Annotated in this window: 20 protein-coding genes and 1 pseudogene; 10 read left to right on the top strand and 11 right to left on the bottom strand. The window is 66.8% G+C overall.

Annotation, left to right across the window (positions count from 1 at the left end):
• Positions 1 to 46 precede the first annotated feature (46 nt).
• Positions 47 to 712, top strand: coding sequence for an O-methyltransferase (locus QZM15_RS10590; protein WP_060011260.1), 666 nt, complete (start codon positions 47 to 49; stop codon positions 710 to 712).
• 121 nt (positions 713 to 833) lie between these two features.
• On the opposite strand, the gene QZM15_RS10595 is transcribed toward QZM15_RS10590, so the two are convergent.
• From QZM15_RS10595 to QZM15_RS10625, 7 genes are all read right to left on the bottom strand, one after another.
• The gene (locus QZM15_RS10595; RefSeq protein ID WP_302106334.1) at positions 834 to 1352 is read right to left on the bottom strand and encodes a DUF3455 domain-containing protein; all 519 of its coding nucleotides are present in this window, start codon (positions 1350 to 1352) and stop codon (positions 834 to 836) included.
• 139 nt (positions 1353 to 1491) lie between these two features.
• Positions 1492 to 2454 carry a cyclase family protein gene (locus QZM15_RS10600; protein ID WP_060011263.1) on the bottom strand — a complete coding sequence of 321 codons (963 nt, stop codon included), beginning with the start codon at positions 2452 to 2454 and terminating at the stop codon, positions 1492 to 1494.
• A 19-nt stretch (positions 2455 to 2473) separates the two neighbouring features.
• Positions 2474 to 3589: an alkene reductase gene (locus QZM15_RS10605; RefSeq protein ID WP_302106335.1), complete on the bottom strand. Its 1116-nt coding sequence runs from the start codon at positions 3587 to 3589 to the stop codon at positions 2474 to 2476.
• Between the two features lie 69 nt (positions 3590 to 3658).
• Complete coding sequence (dkgB, locus tag QZM15_RS10610) at positions 3659 to 4465, bottom strand: 2,5-didehydrogluconate reductase DkgB (RefSeq protein WP_059581975.1); 807 nt, start codon at positions 4463 to 4465, stop codon at positions 3659 to 3661.
• 148 nt (positions 4466 to 4613) lie between these two features.
• Positions 4614 to 5564 (bottom strand): LLM class oxidoreductase, encoded by a 951-nt coding sequence (locus QZM15_RS10615; protein WP_124860250.1) that lies wholly within the window; start codon positions 5562 to 5564, stop codon positions 4614 to 4616.
• 16 nt (positions 5565 to 5580) lie between these two features.
• Positions 5581 to 5904: a hypothetical protein gene (locus QZM15_RS10620; protein ID WP_059641514.1), complete on the bottom strand. Its 324-nt coding sequence runs from the start codon at positions 5902 to 5904 to the stop codon at positions 5581 to 5583.
• 28 nt (positions 5905 to 5932) lie between these two features.
• A complete protein-coding gene (locus QZM15_RS10625; RefSeq protein WP_059581982.1) occupies positions 5933 to 7135 on the bottom strand; it encodes an MFS transporter in 1203 nt (400 codons plus the stop codon).
• 101 nt (positions 7136 to 7236) lie between these two features.
• Between QZM15_RS10625 and QZM15_RS10630 the strand changes: the two genes are divergently transcribed.
• A complete protein-coding gene (locus tag QZM15_RS10630) occupies positions 7237 to 8178 on the top strand; it encodes a LysR family transcriptional regulator (RefSeq protein ID WP_059581985.1) in 942 nt (313 codons plus the stop codon).
• Positions 8179 to 8248: 70 nt separating this feature from the next.
• Here QZM15_RS10630 and zwf read toward each other — a convergent pair whose 3' ends face one another.
• On the bottom strand, positions 8249 to 9724 hold the full coding sequence (zwf, locus tag QZM15_RS10635; protein ID WP_059581987.1) for a glucose-6-phosphate dehydrogenase: 1476 nt from the start codon (positions 9722 to 9724) through the stop codon (positions 8249 to 8251).
• 200 nt (positions 9725 to 9924) lie between these two features.
• Here zwf and QZM15_RS10640 point away from each other — a divergent pair, with 200 nt between their 5' ends.
• The 3 genes and pseudogenes from QZM15_RS10640 to QZM15_RS10650 form a co-directional block, all read left to right on the top strand.
• Positions 9925 to 10503: a TetR/AcrR family transcriptional regulator gene (locus tag QZM15_RS10640; RefSeq protein WP_226223602.1), complete on the top strand. Its 579-nt coding sequence runs from the start codon at positions 9925 to 9927 to the stop codon at positions 10501 to 10503.
• 152 nt (positions 10504 to 10655) lie between these two features.
• Positions 10656 to 11531 (top strand): SDR family NAD(P)-dependent oxidoreductase, encoded by an 876-nt coding sequence (locus tag QZM15_RS10645; protein WP_302106336.1) that lies wholly within the window; start codon positions 10656 to 10658, stop codon positions 11529 to 11531.
• A 24-nt stretch (positions 11532 to 11555) separates the two neighbouring features.
• Positions 11556 to 11732: pseudogene (locus tag QZM15_RS10650) on the top strand (amidohydrolase family protein); the annotation flags it as partial.
• A gap of 277 nt (positions 11733 to 12009) precedes the next feature.
• Here QZM15_RS10650 and QZM15_RS10655 read toward each other — a convergent pair.
• Genes QZM15_RS10655 through QZM15_RS10665 form a run of 3 tightly spaced genes read right to left on the bottom strand, consistent with a single transcriptional unit; the run spans position 12010 to position 14441 of the window.
• Entirely contained in the window at positions 12010 to 12804 is a 795-nt protein-coding gene (locus tag QZM15_RS10655; protein ID WP_104013319.1) for an SDR family NAD(P)-dependent oxidoreductase, read from the bottom strand.
• A gap of 59 nt (positions 12805 to 12863) precedes the next feature.
• Positions 12864 to 13706, bottom strand: coding sequence for a type 1 glutamine amidotransferase domain-containing protein (locus QZM15_RS10660; RefSeq protein WP_302106337.1), 843 nt, complete (start codon positions 13704 to 13706; stop codon positions 12864 to 12866).
• A gap of 21 nt (positions 13707 to 13727) precedes the next feature.
• Positions 13728 to 14441, bottom strand: a complete 714-nt coding sequence (locus QZM15_RS10665; protein WP_302106338.1) for a type 1 glutamine amidotransferase domain-containing protein — start codon at positions 14439 to 14441, stop codon at positions 13728 to 13730.
• A 121-nt stretch (positions 14442 to 14562) separates the two neighbouring features.
• Between QZM15_RS10665 and QZM15_RS10670 the strand changes: the two genes are divergently transcribed.
• The 5 genes from QZM15_RS10670 to QZM15_RS10690 all read left to right on the top strand — a co-directional run bounded on the left by QZM15_RS10670 (position 14563) and on the right by QZM15_RS10690 (position 20322).
• Positions 14563 to 15471, top strand: coding sequence for a LysR family transcriptional regulator (locus tag QZM15_RS10670; protein ID WP_059582208.1), 909 nt, complete (start codon positions 14563 to 14565; stop codon positions 15469 to 15471).
• 299 nt (positions 15472 to 15770) lie between these two features.
• Positions 15771 to 16199, top strand: a complete 429-nt coding sequence (locus QZM15_RS10675; protein WP_302106339.1) for a DUF3331 domain-containing protein — start codon at positions 15771 to 15773, stop codon at positions 16197 to 16199.
• Between the two features lie 277 nt (positions 16200 to 16476).
• A complete protein-coding gene (locus tag QZM15_RS10680) occupies positions 16477 to 17667 on the top strand; it encodes a M20 aminoacylase family protein (RefSeq protein WP_302106340.1) in 1191 nt (396 codons plus the stop codon).
• 56 nt (positions 17668 to 17723) lie between these two features.
• Positions 17724 to 19055: an MFS transporter gene (locus QZM15_RS10685; RefSeq protein WP_060011272.1), complete on the top strand. Its 1332-nt coding sequence runs from the start codon at positions 17724 to 17726 to the stop codon at positions 19053 to 19055.
• A 151-nt stretch (positions 19056 to 19206) separates the two neighbouring features.
• On the top strand, positions 19207 to 20322 hold the full coding sequence (locus tag QZM15_RS10690) for a succinylglutamate desuccinylase/aspartoacylase family protein (RefSeq protein WP_302106341.1): 1116 nt from the start codon (positions 19207 to 19209) through the stop codon (positions 20320 to 20322).
• Positions 20323 to 20434 lie beyond the last annotated feature (112 nt).

Genomic DNA, 20434 nt, shown 5'->3' on the forward strand with positions numbered 1-20434 from the left:
TCTAGTCGGGTGCAACGACGCACTCAACCCGATACCGGAGATTCGCATGACCACCCTGATGCTCGACCCGCTGGCTTCGTTGCTGGCGCGCCTGTTCGACGAAGCCGACGCGTCGTCGCCCGCGACGAGCCCGGCGTTTGCCGACGTGTCGCGCGACGAGCAAGCGCGGCTGATGCGCAGCAAGACGGATTACACCGATCTGTATGCGCGCCTGAAGGATTACCCGCTTCCCGTGTCGCGCGAGACGGGCATGCTGCTGTACATGCTCGCGCGCAGCGGCAATGCCAAGGCAATCGTCGAATTCGGCACGTCGTTCGGCATTTCGACGCTGCATCTGGCGGCCGCGCTGCGCGACAACGGCGGTGGGCGGCTGATCACGAGCGAATTCGAGCCGTCGAAGGTCGTACGCGCGCAGGCCAACCTGGCGGCAGCCGGACTGGCCGATCTCGTGGAGATTCGCGAGGGCGATGCGCTCCACACGCTGGCCGCCGGTCTGCCGGATTCGGTCGACCTGTTGTTGCTCGACGGGGCGAAGGCGCTGTATCCGGAGATTCTCGCGCGGGTCGAGCCACGGCTCAGGGCGGGGGCATTCGTCGTGGCCGACAACGCGGAATACAGCCCCGACTATCTTGCCTACGTGCGCGCGCCGGAAAACGGCTATCTGTCGGTGCCGTTCGGCGGCGACGTCGAATTGTCGATGCGGACACGCTGACCAGGCGGAACGACGGTGTCGACGATTTCACGCTTCCCCGTATCAAATATAGGAGGCCTGATTAATGGAGGCGCGGCGAAAGGCGACGGGATGATGCCCGTCGCTTGCGCCGCCGCGTGCGTCACTTCAGGAACACGTAGCGCGCGAAGTACGGGAAGCGGCCGACCGCATGCTCGGTCGTGCACGTCGCGGCCGGCGGCGTGCCGCCCGCCGTGTCGAGCCGCTGCACGAAGCGCACGCCGGCGAGCGTGCCGGTTGCGGCCGGCGTCGCCGCGAGCAGCAGTTGCGGAATGCTGGCCGCGCTTGCGCTCGGCATTTCCGCGAGCTTCTTGCCGGTAATACGGCTGCCGTCGAGCGCTTCCCACGACGGCCCCGCGCCGTGTCGCACGACGAGCGTGCCGTTTTCATCGAACAACGTCGCCTCCGGGCGCTTGAAGGCCCACGCGAGCCGGTGGTCGGCATCGTATTCGCACGAATAGATCTGCACGCCGGTCGCGGTGGTCGCCAGCACCGGCGTGGCCGGCGCCGGCGGCGCGAGGCCGGCAGCCTCGTCGGCGTGTGCGGGCGCGGTAAAAGCCGCCAGGGAAAGACCGGCCGCAAGGGCCAGCAGCATGTCGCGTGTCGGGGATCGGCTTGGCATGACGGGGCGTCCTTTCAGGTCGGGTGACGGTCGTACGACGTCGATCCCGTCAACGTTAGACGCCGATCGCACAGGCTGCAATGCGGAAATGACAATCGCGGCGATAGTCGCCGCGATTGCCGAAGGAGCGGACCCGCGATCAGCGGATCGCGACCGGGTTGATGTTGACCTGCGTCGAGCCGACGTACAGCGGCTGGCCGAGCACGAACAGGAATTCCCATGCCTTGTCGCGCACGAGCGCGCGGCTGTCGATCAACTCCAGGTTGTAGATGCCGCGCTTCGCGAGCATGTACTGGTTGACCGGGAATTCGTCCCGCGTGTGCGGATTCGGATAGACCTCCGATGCCCACGTGTCGCCGCCGAACGCGACGATTCCCTGATCGGCCAGCCACTTCGCCGCTTCCATGCCGATGCCGGGCTCGACGTCGAGGAACTGCTTGTCGTCCTTGCCGATCAGCTCGAGCCAGCCGGTGTTGAACAGCACGACGTCGCCCTTGCGCAGCGTCAGCCCCTGCTGCTTCAGCACGGCCTGGATGTCGGCGACCGTGAATTCGGTGCCGCCCGGCACGATCGGCTTGCCGTAGCGGGCGGTCATGTCGAGCACGACGCCGCGCGTGACGATCGGCGGCACCTTCTCGACGCCGAGCTTCTTCACGCCGTCGACGGTCACGAAATCGGCCGCGCGGTTGCCGTTGTAGTACACGTTGTCGATGCCGATGTGGCCGATGCCGTTGAGCTGCGTGCCGACGCCGGTCCACGCGTTGACGAGTTCGTCGTTGAACGTGAACTTGTTCGGGCCGAGGCTCTTGCCGGCCTGCTGGCCGACCTGCACGTTGTACAGCCGGAAGCTGCGATGGCGGAACGCCGGCAGGTGCTTGTCCACCGGCACGGCCAGCGGATAGGTCTTGCCGGCCTTCACGAGGCCGACCGCGTGCTTGACGACGTCGGGCGTCAGCAGGTTGGCCGCGCCGATTTCGTCATCGGCGCCATAGACGGACGGATACCAGTCGGCCGCCGCGGCCGACGCGGCGGCGTGGGCAGCTTGCGCGGCCGCGAACGGCAGGATCGCGGCGAGTACGAGCCGGGCGAGCGTTGCTTTCATTCGGGGCTCCTGTCGCGCGTTACGCCGCGGCTTGCGCGAGCGTCGGGTAGTCGGTCAGGCCGTGGGCGCCGCCGCCGAACAGCGTGTTGCGATCGTGCGGCGCGAGCGCGGCGCCGGTGCGCAGCCGTTCGGGCAGGTCGGGGTTCGCGACGAACGGGCGGCCGAATGCGACGAGGTCGGCCCAGCCGGCGGCGATCGCTTCGCGTGCGCGCTCGGCGGTGTACGCGCCGGCATAGATCAGCACGCCCGGGAACGCGGCGCGCAATTGCTGCTTGAAGGCGACCGGCATCAGCGGCGCGTCGTCCCAGTCGGCTTCCGCGATGTGCAGGTAGCCGACGTCGAGTTCGCCGAGCAGCTTCGCGGCGGCGAGATAGGTCGTTTCCGGGTCGTCGTCGACGCAGCCGTTCAGCGTGGTCAGCGGCGCGAGGCGGATGCCGACGCGCGACGCGTCGCCGGTCCCTTCGATCAGCGCCTGCGTGACTTCGCGCAGGAAGCGCAGCCGGTTCTCGAGCGAGCCGCCGTACTGGTCGGTGCGCGTGTTCGCGTTCGAGTCGATGAACTGGTTCACGAGGTAGCCGTTCGCGCCGTGCAGCTCGACGCCGTCGAAGCCGGCCTCGATCGCGTGGCGGGCGGCGGTCCGATATTGACCGACGATCTCGCGGATCTCGTCGACCGACAGCGCGCGCGGCTCGGAGGCCTGCACGAAGCCCGGCGTGCTGCCGTCTTCGCCGGCGATGAACACGTTCACGCCCTTCGCCTGGAGCGGGGACGACGACACGGGTTGCGCGCCGCCGAGCAGGCTCGTGTGGCTCAGCCGGCCGACGTGCCACAGCTGCGCGAAGATGCGGCCGTGCGCGGCATGGACGGCGTCCGTCACCTTGCGCCAGCCGGCGACCTGCGACGGCGTGTGAATGCCGGGCGTCCACGCGTAGCCCTTGCCGAGCGGCGCGATATAGGTGCCTTCGCTGACGATCAGGCCCGCACTCGCGCGCTGCGCGTAGTACGCGGCCATCAGTTCGTTGGCTTCGTCGCTGGGCTGGCTCGCGCGCGAACGCGTCATCGGCGGCATCACGATGCGGTTCGGCAGCGTCAGCGCGCCGAGTCGCAGCGGTTGGAAAAGCGGGTCCTGGGTCATGATGAATTCCTGTCGGTGCCGCGCCCGGCGGGCTGCGGACGGGTCATGTCGGATGAAGGTGCGGCGCGCTCAGTCCCACTGCGGCGCGAGGCCGGCCGGGTCGACTTCGCGGCCGTTGCGCTCGAGCGCGGCGATCTGCGCCATGTCTTCGTCGGTCAGGCGCAGCGTCTGCGCGAGCAGGTTGCTCGCGAGGTTCTCGCGCTTGGTGGACGACGGAATCACCGAGTAGCCGAGCTGCAGCGCCCATGCGAGCGCCACTTGCGCCGGCGTCGCGTCGTGACGCTGCGCGATCGCGCCGATCACCGGATCGCCGAGCACCTTGCCGTACGCGAGCGTCATGTACGACGTCACGTGAATGCCTTCGGCGTTCAGGAACTCGACCAGTTTGCGGTTCTGCAGGTACGGGCTCAGTTCGATCTGGTTCGTCGCGATCGCGTCCTTGCCGACGGCCGCGATCGCCTCCTTCGTCAGCGCGATGTTGAAGTTCGAGATGCCGATCTGACGCGTGAGGCCCTTCGCCTTCGCGTCCGCCAGCGCGGTCATGAACGCGTCGATCGACACGCCGTTGCCGGGGGCCGGCCAGTGGATCAGCGTCAGGTCGACATAGTCGGTGCGCAGCTTGCGCAGGCTTTCCTCGAGGCTGGCCGCCAGCTTGTCCGGCGCGTAGTTGTCGACCCAGATCTTCGTCGTGAGGAACAGGTCGTCGCGGCGCACGCCCGACGCGGCGATCGCTTCGCCGACTTCTGCTTCGTTGCCGTAGATCTGCGCGGTGTCGATCGCGCGGTAGCCGACTTCGAGGCCGTTGCGGACCGAGTCGACGACGACCTGGCCTTGCAGGCGGAACGTACCGAGGCCGAAGGCCGGAATCTTGCTCATCGTGTGCTCCTGGAAGAGGGGAACGGTTGCGGTATGCGAATCATTCTGGCGTTTTAGACTGATGAAATAAACGCCTTTAGAGGTCAAAAATATTTGACTTAAAATCAAATATTGAACGTGTCGCGGGCGCGTGCGGGCCGTGGCGGCCTTATGCGACGCGCGCCTGCGGATCCGTGATCGAATGGAACGCCGGCAGCACGTCCGATGCGATCTCGGCCATCGTCTCGTCGAGCGGCCGCCGGTTGCGGCGGAAATGCAGGCCGATGTGCCGCACGCCCGCGTCGCGCATCGCCGCGAGTTCTTCCGTCAGCGCGATGCGTCCCGCGCGCGCGCCGAAGCGGTGCCGCTGCAGCGGTTCGTACGGATCTTCCGCGAGGTCGAGGTGGATGAAGCTCACGTACGGCTTGTCGCCGGCCACCGCACGCCAGTTCGCGGCGCGCTGCGCGTGGTCGGCCGGCGTGCCCGGATACGCGAGGCAGCCGTCCATGTGTTCGCCGATCCACGCGGGCGTCTGCTGAGCGAGGCCGGCGACGAGCAGCGGCACCGGCGAGCGCGCGGCGGGCAGCACTTCCAGGCCGGGCGGCAGATGCCCGCGTGCGCCGTCGCGCAGCAACGCGATCTGGTCGCGGAAGTTCGCCCCGCGCGACGCGAAGTCGCGGCCGAACAGCGGATATTCGACCGGCCGGTCGCCGCTCGCGACGCCGAGCAGCAGGCGCCCGCGGCTCAGTTCCTGGATCGTCGCGGCCGATTTCAGCGTCAGCAGCGGTTCGCGCAGCGGCAGCACGACGGCGGCCGTGCCGAGCAGGATGTCGCGCGTGATGCCGGCGAGGTAGCCGAGATACGAGAACGTTTCGAACACCTGCGCGGCGTCGCCGAACGACGGGTCGTACAGCGGCACGTCGCGCACCCAGAGCGCGCGAAAGCCGAGCGTGTCGGCCAGTTGCGCGAGCTCCGCGTGGATTTCCAGGTCCGGCACGCCGGGGTGGCGGCCGTCATGCCGGCGTTTCGCGTTGCCGGACGCGGTCCAGTCGTTGTCGAGCGGCAGTTCGACGCCGATGCTGAAGCCGCCGGCGGCGAGCTTGTCGAGAGAGGGGGACATGATCGGGTTGCTCCGTTCAGACCGCGCGCAGGCTGCCGTCGAGCCGGTAGAAGTCGAGCGACGCCGCGGTGAAGAACGAGCGCGACGTGCCGGCGGCGAAGTCGTCGACATGCACGACGGTGGCGCGATCGGCTTCCTGCCACGAGATCGCGTAGGTCTCGCCGGCCACGCGCTGCCACGTGTATTCGACTTCACCTTTCGCGCCCGCATACGGGCCTTCGGTGATCTCGTAGCGCATATGAAGGCCGTCCTCGTCGTACGCGTTGAGCGCGGTGAGGCCGTCGTAGCGGACTTCGAATGTCTTGCCGGCGAACGGCGGACGTTGGGTCGATGCGTTCATGCTGGTGGCTCCTGTGAAAAGGTGACGTTCAATGCGCGAGTTCGACGGGTTCGGCCGTGCGTTCCGGCAGCCCGTGGCGGCGGTCGAGACGGCCGCTCAACGCGGTGAGTGCAAACGCGCCGAGCGTGACGACGGCGGCGATCCACGGGGTGTGGCCGAGGCCGACGTTCGCGACGATCAGGCCGCCGAGCGACGAGCCGCCGGCCACGCCGAGGTTGAAGGCGGCGATGTTGAAACCCGATGCGACGTCGGCGGCGTCCGGCGCGAAGTGGCGCGCCTGCTTGACGACGTACACCTGCAGCCCCGGCACGTTGCCGAACGCCACGGCGCCCCACGCGAGCATCGTCAGCACCGCGAGCCATTTCACGTGGATCGTGAAGGTGAGCGCGAGCAGCACGATCGCGAGCAGCAGGAAGATCCGCTTGAGCGCCTTCACGGGGCCGACGGCGTCCGCGAGCTTGCCGCCCCATACGTTGCCGACCGCGACCGATACGCCGTAGCCGACCAGCACGAGGCTGACCTGCGACGGCGTGAAGCCGGCGATCTGTTCGAGCAGCGGCGCCATATAGGTGAATGCGATCAGCGAGCCGCCGTAACCGACCGCCGTCATCGCATAGACGAGCAGCAGGCGCGGCTGGGCCAGCACGCGCAACTGGCGGGCGAGCGGCGCCGGCGGCGTCTGCGGCAGCGCGCGCGGCACGAAGGCGACCGCGCCGACGAATGCGACGAGGCCGAACAGCGCGACGATCAGGAACGTCGCGCGCCAGCCGAAGTGCTGGCCGATGAAGGTGCCGAGCGGAATGCCGGCGACGAACGCGACGGTCATGCCGCTGAACATCGTCGCGATCGCGCTCGCGGCCTTCTCCTTCGGCACGAGCGTGGTCGCGATGATCGAGCCGACCGAGAAGAACACGCCGTGCGCGAGGCCGGTGAGCACGCGTGCGACGATCAGCGATTCGTAGCCCGGCGCCTGCCATGCGACGAGGTTGCCGACGGTGAAGAGCGCCATCAGCCCGGCGAGCAGCGCCTTGCGCGGCACGCGGCCGGTGAGCGCGGTGAGCAGCGGCGCGCCGATGGCGACAGCCAGCGCGTACAGGCTGACGAGCAGGCCGGCGGACGGCAGGCTGACGCCGAGGTCGGCGCCGATCGTCGGGATCAGCCCGACGATCACGAATTCGGTGGTGCCGATGGCAAAGGCGCTGATGGTCAGCGCAAGCAACGCGAGTGGCATGACGGGATCCTGGTTTCAGTAGGAATGGATCGCAGTGTGCCGGCTTTACTTTTGCTGAAAAACTCGTCTATAAACCAAATTGTTTTGATTTCAACTCAACAATGAAGACCACCCTCGACGAACTCCAGGCCTTTACCGCCGTGGTCGATACCGGTTCGATCACGGCGGCCGCCCAGCAGCTCGATCTCACCGTGTCGGCGACGAGCCGCACGCTCGCGCGGCTCGAGGAAAAGCTGAAGACCACGCTGCTGCGCCGGACCACGCGCCGGCTCGAACTGACCGAGGAAGGGCGCGCGTTCCTGCAGGACGCGCGCGCGATCATCGAATCGGTCGAGAACGCGGAGGAGCAGATGCTCGCGCGGCGCGAGATGCCGTCCGGGCGCCTGCGCGTCGACGCCGCGACGCCGTTCATGCTGCACGTGATCGTGCCGCTCGTGCGCGGCTACCGCGAGCGCTTCCCGAAGGTCGAGCTGGAACTGAACAGCAACGAGGGCATCACCGATCTGCTGGAGCGGCGCACCGACGTCGCGGTCCGGATCGGCCGGCTGAAGGATTCGACGCTGCACAGCCGGCGCATCGGCAACAGCCGGCTGCGTATCCTAGCGAGCCCCGCGTATATCGAAGCGCATGGCCAGCCGCGCAAGGTCGAGGATCTCGACAAGCACACGCTGCTCGGCTTCACGCAGCCCGAATCGCTGAACGTATGGCCGATCCTCGGCACGGACGGCGAAGCGTACCGCATCGAGCCGGACGTGTATTCGTCGAGCGGCGAAACGCTGCGGCAGCTTGCGCTGGAGGGCACGGGTGTCGTCTGCCTGTCCGATTTCGTGACCGCGCAGGATCGCGATGCGGGGCGGCTGGTGCAGGTGCTCGCGCGCCAGACGCTCGACGTCCAGCAGCCGATTCACGCGGTGTACTACCGCAATACCGCGATCTCGTCGCGGATCGCGTCGTTCGTCGACTATCTGATCGAGGTGCTGGGCGGCGGCAGCGGCGGTGACGGGCGGGCGCGGCGCAAGGCCGCGTGGATGGAGCCGCAGTAGCGACGCAGGGCAGGCGGCGCTGCCCTTCGGGAGCCGGCGTGCCGCGCGTCGGCACGCCGTCGTGCGACGATTACGCCTCTTCGGCCCACGACATCCCGTCGCGCGCGAGCAGCGCCGACGAGGCCGCGGGCCCGAACGTGCCGGCCGTGTACAGGCGCGGCCGGTCGCCGAGCTGCTTCCAGCCGTCGAGGATCGGCTCGACCCACGACCACGCGGCTTCGAGCTCGTCGCGGCGCATGAAATGCGTGAGGCGGCCGCGGATCACGTCGATCAGCAGCCGTTCGTACGCTTCCGCGCGCCGTTCCGGAATCGCCTGCTGCAGGTCGAGATTCAGGCTCACCGGCACCATGTTCATGCCGCTGCCCGGTTCCTTCGCGAGCATCTGCAACTGGATCGACTCTTCCGGCTGGAGCTGGATCACGAGGCGGTTGCCGTAATTGCGCGGGCCGGTCGGGATGATCGAGAACGGCATGTCCGCGAACTCGATCACGATTTCCGACTGGCGGCGCTGCAGCCGCTTGCCGGTGCGCAGGAAGAACGGCACGTTCGCCCAGCGCCAGTTGTTGATGTGCGCGCGCAGCGCGACGAAGGTTTCCGCGCGGCTGTCCGCCGGCACGTTGTCTTCCTCGAGATAGCCCTTGACCGGCTGGCCGTCGACCGCGCCGGCCGTGTACTGGCCGCGCACCGTGTCGCGCGCGACGTCCGACAGCGACATCGGCCGCAGCGAGCGCAGCACCTTCAGCTTCTCGTCGCGCACCGCGTCCGGGTCGAGCGACACGGGCGGCTCCATCGCGACGATGCACAGCAGTTGCAGCAGGTGGTTCTGCACCATGTCGCGCAGCGCGCCGGTATGGTCGTAGAAGCCCGCGCGGCTGCCGACGCCGACCGTCTCCGCGACCGTGATCTGCACGCTGCGGATGTTCGGCGCCTGCCACAGCGGCCCGAAGATCGGGTTGCCGAAGCGCAGCACCATCAGGTTCTGCACGGTTTCCTTGCCGAGATAGTGGTCGATCCGGTAGATCTGCGATTCCTCGAAGTGCTTGCCGACCGCGTCGTTGATCGCCTTCGCGGAAGCGAGATCGTGGCCGAGCGGCTTTTCGAGGACGACGCGCGAATGCGCGTCGACGAGGTGCGCGGCCGACAGGTTGTCGCAGATCGTCGTGAACAGCTCCGGCGACGTCGACAGGTAGAACACGCGCACGGCCTCGCCGCGCGCCGCTTCCGCGAGCCGCTGATAGTCGTCCGGCGCGTTCACGTCGATCAGCACGTACTTGAACAGGTCGAGGAAGCGGGCCCACGCGTCGGCGTCGAACGCCTTCGCGTCGATGAACGGGCGCGACTGCTCGTCCATGAACTTGCGATAGCCGTCGATGCCCCAGTCGCGGCGGCCGACGGCGATAATGCGCGTCTCGGGCGGAAGATTGCAGTGCAGGTGCGCCATGTACAGCGCGGGCAACAGCTTGCGGGCGGCCAGGTCGCCGCCGCCGCCGAAAATGATCATGTCGACGGGCCGGTCGGCCGCGGTCTGGGAAGGCTGATTCGTCATGGGAGGTTCGCGGTTTGAAACGGTGAACGTGAAACGAACGTCGAGGGCATCGGGCGCCGGTTGGCCGGTGCCGGTACGGCAAAACGCTAATAGTGCACCGTTTTGATGGTTTGCGTCTGTGTTCGCGCAATGTAACGGGGCTTGCATTTCCGATGATGGGTCGATTATGATTGAGCACTCACTCATTAAAGGAGTCGACCGTGGCCCGACCGCGCAGTCCCGACAAGCACGAAGCCATCCTCGCGGCGGCCGCGCGCGCGCTCGCCGAGGACGGCGCGAGCGCGACCACCGCGCGCATTGCGCGGCTTGCCGGCGTGGCGGAAGGCACGGTGTTCACGTACTTCGAGACCAAGGACGCGTTGTTGAACGCGCTGTACGTGAGCCTGAAGGCCGACATGCGCGAAGCGATGATGACCGGGTTTCCGGAACATGCGCCGGCCGAGCAGGCGGTGCGGCATGCGTGGAACGGCTATGTGTCGTGGGGCGTCGCGAATCCGGACGGACGGCGCGCGCTGCGGCAGTTGGGCGTGAGCGGGCGCATCGACGATGCGCATCGGGCCGCGGGCTCGGAAGGCTTCGGCGGGATCGGCGCGCTGCTGCGCGAACAGGTCGCCGCGTCGGGCGCGTTGAGCCGCGACGAAGCGCATGCGTTCTGCTCGGCGTTGTTTACGTCGATCGCGGAAACGGCGATGGAGTCGATCGCACGCGATCCGGCGCGGGCCGATGCCTACCGGGAAGCGGGGTTTCGCGCGATGTGGGCCGTGTTGCACGCGGTGTGAGTCTAGTATTCGCGTCGTGGCGGCATGTGCCGCGGCGACGGCGGCGCGTTTCAGGCAGGACGACGCAGGTCACGAACGATCGATGCGTCGCCCATATTAATGAGTGAGTAATCATTCATTTTGGTGGTTTCATCACGATCAAGGAGTGGAAAATGTCGAAAGTCTGGTTGGTAACGGGAGCCGCACGTGGCCTCGGTCGCGCGATTTCGGAAGCGGTGCTGGCAGCGGGCGACCGGCTGGTGGCCGGCGCGCGCGATCCCGCGCGACTGGCCGATCTGGCCGAACGGTATGGCGACCGGCTGCTGCCGGTCGAACTCGACGTCACCGACGAAGCGGCGGCCGCGCAAGCCGTCGCGGCGGCGCGCGCGGCGTTCGGCCGTATCGACGTGCTGGTGAACAACGCGGGCTACGGCCACACGGCGCCGTTCGAGCAGATGAGCGCCGAAGCCTTCCGCGACCAGATCGAAACGAACCTGTTCGGCGTGGTCAACCTCACGCGCGCGGTGCTGCCGACGATGCGCGCGCAGCGCGCGGGGCACATCTTCCAGGTGTCGTCGGTCGGCGGGCGTACGGCGACGCCCGGACTGTCCGCGTATCAGGCCGCGAAGTGGGCGGTCGGCGGATTCAGCGACGTGCTCGCGAAGGAAGCCGCGCCATTCGGCGTGCGCGTGTGCACGCTCGAACCGGGCGGCATGCGCACCGACTGGGCCGCACAGGCGAAGCGCGACATCGACGATCTGCTGCCCGACTATCAACCGTCGGTCGGGAAGATCCTCGAGTTGCTCGGCGCGTATGGCGGTCACGAGATCGGCGATCCCGCACGGATCGCGGCGCTGATCGTCGACCTGTCGCGCCGCGACGACGTGCCGCTGCGCCTGCTGCTCGGCGGCGATGCGCTGTTCGTCTGCGAGCAGGCGGAGCGGCAGCGCGCGGAAGAGGCGGCGCGGTGGCGGGATGCGACGCTGTCGACGCAGTTTCCGGATGCGGTGCTGCCGGACGGGCTGCGGGCGTTGAAGGAAATTGGCTGAGCCGGGAGGTTCGTTGCCGGCGGCATCGACATGGCGCCGGAGCGCATGCTCTGGGGCACCGACTGGCCGCACCCCACGCAGAAGACGGACAAGCCCGACGATGCAAGCATGCTGGACGTGATCGCGGGCTGGATCGGGCGTGCGGACTGGCAGCAACGGATATTCGTCACCAATCCCGCGAAGCTGTACGGATTCGCATAGCGCGGGGAGGATGTCGCGAAACTTGAAGCCGCCAACAAAGCGATGTCCTCCGCAATCGGGGGATACATTTGAAGGCGGATGGGGCAAGCGCCCGCTTGGTCGTGCTCATAACGCAAGGGTAATCCCACCTGATACCAGCTTCGGCGATCTGGTACCGGTTGCGACGGCGACTTCGCTCGCCATCGAAAAAGACGGCAACCCAAAACCGCGTATCGCTTATCCGATCGGCCTGTTCTTCGATGGTATCGCCTGGCGTCGATGCACTTCGCGTGCCATCTCAGAGAATCGACCGGTAGGTGCCGCCCTCGACGCGCACCGCGGCGCCATTGGATGCCGCACCCAGAGGACTGGCGAGCAACGCCACCATCGCGGCAATCTCGTCGGCCTCGATCATGCGGGCAATCAGCGAGCTCGGACGATACGTGTCGAAGAAGTGCGATTCGATTTCCGCATCGGTCATACCGGGCCGTGGCGCGGTTTGCCGAAGATATGCGACGATGCCTTCGGATCGCGTGGCGGATGGCAGTACGCTGTTGACGGTCACGCCGGTTCCCTTCGTCAGTTCGGCCATTCCGCGCGAAACCGCGAGTTGAGCCGATTTGCTGACACCGTAGTGCACCATGTCCGGCGGCGTGAAGGCGCCGACTTCGCTGGACATGAAAATCACTCGCCCCCAGTTCTTCGCGAGCATGCGAGGAAAGTAATGACGTGACAGCCTGACACCCGACATCACGTTGACGTCGATCATTCGCAGCCAGTCGTCATCGGTGATCTCCGCGAACGGCTTGGCTTCGTAGTAGCCGAGATTGTTCACGAGAATATCCGTGTCCGGCTGTGCATCGATCAGCTCCGCGACGCCTCGGTCGCCGCTCACGTCGGCGACGACGCCGCGTACGCTGCCGCGCGGCGCGGCAGCGCAGAGCTCCGCGACGGCTGCGTCGAGCTTGTCTCGTTGCCGCCCCGTGATCGTGACCGCGACGCCTTCCGCGGCCAACGTTCGCGCGATGGCCATGCCGATGCCGGCAGTGGCACCGGTGACGATCGCAGTTTTTCCTTCAAGTTGCAGATCCACGGTTTGCTTCTCCTTTACTCATCGAGTAACCGGCATTGCCGGTCGATTGCACGGCATGACTACTTGAGCCGCTTCAGCATTTCGCCGGCGACATCCAGCGCCGACGCCGGATTCTGTCCGGTGATCAATTCACGGTCGGTGACCATGTGCGCGGTAAACGGCACCGCGTTGCTGCTGTAGATTCCACCCGCGCGCTGCAATGCAGTCTGCGGATAGAACTTCATCGCGCCGCCGCCGAGCAGCCCTTTGGCTTGCTCTTCTTCCGCGTTGCTGATCACCGTCATCCGGTAGCCGGCGTAGATCCATTTCGTGTCGCCGTCGCCCGCGTTTCCCGCCGCGAGCTTTCGTGCAAAGCCCGGCGCATCCGGCAGCGTCGACAGCAGCGCAATCGGGCCGTGGCAAACGAGCGCCGTGGTCTTGTCGCGCGCGTGAAAGTCGGCCAGCAATCTGCCCACGGCGGCACTGGTCGACAGGTCCTGCATCGGCGCATGGCCGCCGGGAACATAGACGGCATCGAAGTGCGCGTAGCCGATCTGCTCCACCCGCGACAGGCTGATCACCGGGGAATGCGTGCGCGACGTGATTTGTAGCCGGTCGAGCAAGGCCCGATAGTCGCGCATCGCGTTCTCGTCGCCGTTGAAGTACATCTTGTCGGCCGACGTGACGTCCAGCGTCGGTGCCTTGCCCTCCGGCGTGGCGAAGGTCACCTGATGGCCGGCATCGAGCAGCGCCTTCACGGGCTGCATCAGCTCGTTCAGGTAGAAGCCCGTCGCGAAGACCTTGTCATCCTTCAGGTCGAGGTGATCGGAATCCGACAACACCACGAGCACGTTGGCCGCATGAGCGCCGTACGCGGCAATGCCGAGCATTGCCGCAACGGCGAGCTTGCGCATCGAATACATCGTTTTCTCCATCGGGAAGGTTCAAGCTTGTCGTGAACGGGCGAGCAACAGATGACGCATCGCGGCGCCCACGCCGGCGGCCGACTGCGGGTTCTGGCCCGTCACCAGCCGTCCGTCGACGACGACCTTGGCGGTCCAGTTCGGCACGGGATGGTGAAGTGCGCCGCGCTGCTTCAAGGTGCTCGCGAGCAGGAACGGCACGACGCGATCGAGCTGGACGGCCCGTTCTTCCTCGTCCGTGAAGGCGCTCAAATTCTTGCCGGCGACGAAATATGTGCCGTCGCCGAGCTTCACGTCGACCAGTGCGGCCGGCCCATGACACACCGCGCCGACCACGCCACCCGCGTCATGAATGTCGCGGGTCACTTTCTGCACGTCGCGATTGCCCGGAAAGTCCCACATCGCGCCGTGGCCGCCGGCAAAGAAGACAGCGGCATACTTCGACGCATCGACGTCGCCCAGCCGCTGCGTGTGGCGGAGCGCGTCGCGGAAATCGCGGTCGTTCCAATAGCGCGCATTGATTTCATCGGTCAGGTCGAGCCCGTCGACCGGCGGTTCGCCGCCCTGAATCGATGCGAATTCGACGGGAATGCCGGCCGCGTCCAGTTCAGCCAGCGGATGCGTCACTTCGCCGAGATAGAAACCGGTCGGCTCGCCGGTTGAGCCTTTCTTCGCGTGGCTCGTGAGTACGAATAGAACCTGCAGATGCTGCCGCTCGCGATGTTCGCCATTCATGCTGTGCTCCTGGATTTCAACGGGTGACTCGACGATGCAGTCACGACGCACGCACTTTATTTGGCTCATCGATGAAGATAAACTGGCGCAAAAGTAAAGCTTTTGTTCTTTGGAGGACAAGATGGCGCGTAAATTCGACCATCTCGGTGACGTGGAAGCGTTCGTGACGGTGGTCGAAAAAGGCTCGATGACTGCCGGTGCGGTCGCATTGGGGAGCACGCCTTCCGTGTTGAGCCGGGCCATCACACGTCTGGAGGCCCGGCTGGGCACGCAGTTGCTGCGTCGTTCCACGCGGCGGTTGAGCCTGACGGAGCACGGCAGGCTCTATCTGGAGCAATCGCGTGCGGCGTTTTTGCTGATCGATGACGCCGAGCGGGCCATTCAGGGGCACGGCGGTACCTTGACCGGCCATGTCCGGCTGAGCGTACCGACGACGTACGGGCACTATCGTCTGCCGCCGCTGCTTCGACGGTTCACGCGGGAACACCCGCACGTTCGCGTGGAGTTGAACATCGCGAACCGGAACGTGGATCTCGTGGCCGAAGGTTTCGACCTGGCGATCCGTCTGGGCGAATTGCCGGACAGCGGTCTGGTCGCGCGCAAGCTCGAGGATGCGGCGCTATGCCTTGTCGCGTCGCCCGAGTACGTCGCCCACGCCGGCACGCCCGGAAACGTGGCCGACCTGGAGCACCATCTTTGTTTGCCGTTCATGCTGCCCAGCAGCGGCCGTATCGCGCCCTGGGTATTCCGTGACGGCGATCGCGACATCGATTGGCTGCCGGCTTCGAACGTCGCGGTGTCCGACGACGTGCTCGGTGTCGTGTCGATGGCGCAGAGTGGCGCCGGTATCTGCCAGACCTATGACTTCATCGTTCAGGATCGGATCCGGGCCGGAAACCTCGTCGAAGTATTGCCCCATTTGCGCGGGCGTACACGGCCGTTTTCGGTCGTCTACGCACCGCATCGCCGCCTGTCGGCCGCGTCCCGCACCTTGATCGACATGTTGGTCGCGTCGACGGGCGAGGCTTGAAGCGATTGCATTGCGATACGTTCTGCGCTGTGGCACGCGGTGGAAGGGCCGGCGCCACGGTCGTCAATGCCAGCGTCCCGTTCCGTCGGTAACTGGTCCATGTTGACGCAGTATGTTGACGTCAACGGAACGTGGGACGTCAACATGGCGACGGGACGACCGAAGGCGGAACTCGTGCTGAACGAAGACGAGCGTTGCGAGGTGACGCATTGGCGAGCTACAAAGGCTCGAATCGCGCGCCTTGTGCGGCGCGCGCCGGGAGAAAAACAAGTCAACGTACCGACGCAACGAGGACAACGATGAATTCCGCGACTGACGTGATGGCGGTGGATCCATGGAAGCAGACGCTGGGTCTGCTTCTCCAATTGTGCCGAAGCGACGATGCGCGATCGTTCGCGTCTTCGAGCGAGTCGTTGTGTGCACGCTGGACGGAACGTCGGTTGCGTCTGCGGACGACCGGCGCGGAGCGGCGGACCGTCTCGGTGAGGTTCGTCGACCGCGTGAGCGCGACAGCGGTAACGATTGCATGGCACGATTCGACGCATTGTTCGTATGGCGATCAGGCGTGGCATGCAACCCGCGCTCGCACCAGCGCGGTGTGTGCGATCAGCGGCCGGCCGGTCCGGCCCGGTGACGCCGTCTATCAGCCCCGTGGCCGCCCAAGGCCGCTCAATGCCGACGCGATGGTCCTTGCGTCGGCGCTCCACGAAGCGGAAGAGAATCGTTGATGTCTACGAGACTTGGGCAAGCTTCGTCCCGACGGGATTTCGGTTACGGGCGTTTCAGCGATGCGTGAGGCAGCCATAGCCGGATCTAATCGAAAGCCGTACCCGCATCTGACCGAAAGCCCCAGTTGTGACCCGTCAGGCCGTGTTAACCCTGATTAAAAAGCGTTATCACGGTGAAAAATTCCGCATCTTATTGAACCGATATCGGCTCGATATAGTGGCTCGCTTTCCCGCACGCCTCGCCCGGCGTGCGCAGACGAACGGCAGGAGCCCCTTGATGACCACCGATACCCGATTCACCGAAGTCGAGGATCTGATGCCCGCCGCCGGCGGGCTGCGCGAGATCCGTCACCACATCCATCACCATCCGGAACTCGCATACGAAGAGCACGACACGGCCGCGCTCGTCGCGGACAAGCTCGAGCAATGGGGCTGGCAGGTGACGCGCGGCGTCGGCAAGACGGGCGTCGTCGGCACGCTGCGCGTGGGCGACGGCGCGCGCAGCATCGGCATTCGCGCGGACATGGATGCGCTGCCGATCGTCGAGGCGACCGGCCTGCCGTATGCGAGCGGCACGCACGGCAAGATGCACGCATGCGGCCACGACGGCCATACGACGATGCTGCTCGGCGCCGCGCAGCATCTCGCGAAGACGCGCAACTTCTCCGGAACCGTACACCTGTATTTCCAGCCGGCGGAGGAGCACGGCGTCGACAGCGGCGCGAAGAAGATGATCGACGACGGCCTGTTCGAGCGCTTCCCGTGCGACGCCGTGTTCGGCATGCACAACCATCCGGGCGCGGCGCCGGGCGTGTTTCTCATGCGGCGCGGCCCGTTCATGTCGGCGGGCGACAAGGCGATCATCACGATCGAAGGCGTCGGCGGCCATGCGGCGCGGCCGCACCTGACGGTCGATCCGGTCGTCGTCGCGGCGAGCATCGTGATGGCGCTGCAGACGATCGTCGCGCGCAACGTCGACCCGTCGCAGCCGGCGGTCGTCACGGTCGGCTCGATGCACGCGGGCACCGCGAACAACGTGATTCCGAACGGCGCGCGCCTCGAACTCAGCGTGCGTTCGTTCAGCCCGGAAGTGCGCGCGCTGCTCAAGCGCCGCATCACCGAGCTGGCCGAAACGCAGGCCGCGAGTTACGGCGCGACCGCGAACGTCGAATACATCGAAGGCTATCCGGTCGTCATTAATTCGGATGCCGAAACCGACTTCGCGGCTCAGGTCGCACGCGAACTCGTCGGCGATGCGCACGTGGTCGAGCAGACCGACCTGCTGATGGGCAGCGAGGATTTCGCGTTCATGCTGCAGCAGCGGCCGGGCTCGTTCGTGCGGCTCGGCAACGGCGAAGGCGAGGACGGCTGCATGGTGCACAACCCGAAATACGACTTCAACGATCGCAACCTGCCGATCGGCGCGGCGTTCTGGACGCGCCTCGTCGAGCGTTACCTCGGGCAGTGATCGCGGCGGCGGCGTGCGGCCGGCGCTTCCGGCTGCTTTGACAGGAGAGGATAGCGATGCAGAAAGACCATCTCGCGCTGCACCCCGCGTCGACGGGCGCCGTCGAAGGCGATGCGCGCGGCGCGCCTGCCGTCACGCGACGCGGCGCGATCGCCGCGGCCGTGATCGGCAACTGGCTGGAATTCTTCGACTTCACCGTGTACGGCTTCTTCGCGGTGCTGATCGGCAAGCTGTTCTTCCCGTCGAGCGACCCGACCACGTCGCTGCTGCTGTCGGTCGCGACCTTCGCCGCCGGCTTCTTCACGCGGCCGCTCGGCAGCGTCGTGCTCGGCGTCTACGCGGACCGCAAGGGGCGCAAGGCCGCGCTGAACCTGACGATCATGCTGATGGCGCTCGGCACCGGCCTGATCGCGATCGCGCCGACCCATGCGCAAGTGGGCGTGGCCGCACCGCTGCTCGTCGTGTTCGCGCGGCTGTTGCAGGGCTTCTCGCAGGGCGGCGAATTTGGCGCGGCGACGTCGACGCTGCTCGAACAGGGCGGCACGTCGCGCCGCGGGTTCCGCGCGAGCTGGCAGCTCGCGACGCAGGGCGGCGCCGCGCTGATGGGCTCCGGGTTCGCGGCGCTGCTGTCGAACACGATGACGAAGGACGCGCTGGAAAGCTGGGGCTGGCGGCTGCCGTTCCTCGTCGGCGTGCTGATCGCGCCGGTCGGGATGTTCTTGCGTCGCCGGCTCGCGGACGACGCGCCCGGCGACCGTCATCACGGCATCGAGCGCGGCGTGCTGCACGAACTGTTCTCGAAGCACACGCGCACGGTGGTGCTGCTGATGCTCACGGTAATGGGCGGCACGGTGTCGACCTACATCCTGACCTTCTACATGCCGACCTACGCGATTCATACGCTCGGCCTGCCGATGAAGCTGTCGATGTTCGTCGGCGTCGCGTCGGGCTGCGTGATGCTGGTCACGTGCCCGCTGTTCGGCTGGCTGTCGGACAAGCTCGGCAGCCGGCGCCTGCCGATCTTCGTCGGCCGCGGCGTGCTGGTCGCGCTACTGTTCCCGGCGTTCTGGCTGATGAACCATCATCCGACGCTGTCGGTGATCCTGCCGCTGACCGCGCTGATGCTGTTGTTCTATTCGCTCGGCTCGGCGTCGGAAATGGCGCTGATGTGCGAGTCGCTTCCGCGCCACGTGCGCGCGACGGGCATCTCGATCGCGTATGCGCTCGCGGTGACGATCTTCGGCGGCACCGCGCAACTGATCGCGACGTGGCTCGTGAAGACGACCGGCAGCAAGCTCGCACCGGCCGGCTACGTGGCCGCATGCGTGGTGCTGTCGCTGATCGCGGTCGCGATGCTGCGCGAGACGGCGCGCGAATCGCTGGACTGACGCGCGATGCGGGTGGCGGCGCGGCCATGCGCGCCTACCGTCCGCGCACCGCTGGATCGCGGAGCAGTATTTCGATTTCAACCCGTACGGCGACCGAGCGTCGCGCTGGCTCGTTCTCCCGATTCCCCTTTTCATCGGTTCAGGATCATCGATGCAGATTCGCACCACGCCGCTCCTGTCGCCGTCGATCGGCACGCAGCGCACGCTGACGAGCTTTCATTTCGGGCCGGCCGACTGCGGCCGCAAGATCTACCTGCAGGCCGCGCTGCACGCGGACGAGACGCCCGCGATGCTTGCCGCGGTCATGCTCAAGCAGCGCCTCGCGCAACTTGACGCCGAAGGCCGGCTCGCGGCCGAAATCGTGCTCGTGCCGGTGGCCAACCCGGTCGGCCTCAATCATCATCTGCTCGGGCAGTTCATCGGCCGGTTCGATCTCGCGACCGGCCGCAACTTCAATCGCGGCTTCCTGCCGCTCGCGGAGATCGCCGCACGTGCGCGCGACCGGCTGGGCGACGACGGCGTGCGCAATCGCGCGATCGTGCGCGAATGCGTCGGCGCGGCGCTCGATGAAATCGCGCCGCGCACCGAATTCGATGCGCTGCAGCTTGCGCTGCTGAAACTGTCGCACGACGCCGACGTCGTGATCGACCTGCATTGCTCGCTCGAAGCGGTGATGCACGTGTACACGAGCGACACCGCGTGGCCGGACGTGGAGCCGCTCGCGCGTTATCTCGGCGCGGAGGTGTCGCTGCTCGCGGAGGATTCGGGCGGGAATGCGTTCGACGACGCGCATCATCTGCTGTGGTCACGGTTGCGCACGCATTTGCCGTCCGGCACGCCGATGGCGTCGGGTACCGTGGCCGTGACGGTCGAGTGTCGCGGCCAGCGCGACGTGACGTACGACTACGCGCGCCGCGACGCCGACGCGCTGGTCGACTATCTCGTCTGGTGCGGCGCGGTGCGCGGCGAACGCGCGCCGCTGCCGCCGCTGGCCGCGCCGGCCACGCCGCTCGCGGGCAGCGAGCAGTTTTACGCGCCGGTGAGCGGGATTCTCGTGCACCGTGCGCCGATCGGCGCGATGATCCGCGCCGGCGATCCGCTGTTCGACATCGTCGATCCGCTGACGGATGCGGTCACGACGATCTCGAGCGCGACCGACGGCGTGTTCTACATGCGGCGCGCGATCCGCTTCGTGACGGCCGGCGCGCCGCTCGGGCGCGTGACGGGCACGGTGCCGGTGCGAAAGGGGGTGCTGCTGGGGGCGTGACGACGCCGTGTCCGACGGATTCGGAGCGCAATTTCGTTCCCGTCAAATTGATCGGACGCGCGCGCGCCCGTAAATTGAGCGACGCGGAGTTCGCTCCGTGTTTTGCAAGAAG

It is taken from the genome of Burkholderia sp. AU44665, from assembly GCF_030504405.1.
Classification (GTDB): domain Bacteria; phylum Pseudomonadota; class Gammaproteobacteria; order Burkholderiales; family Burkholderiaceae; genus Burkholderia; species Burkholderia semiarida.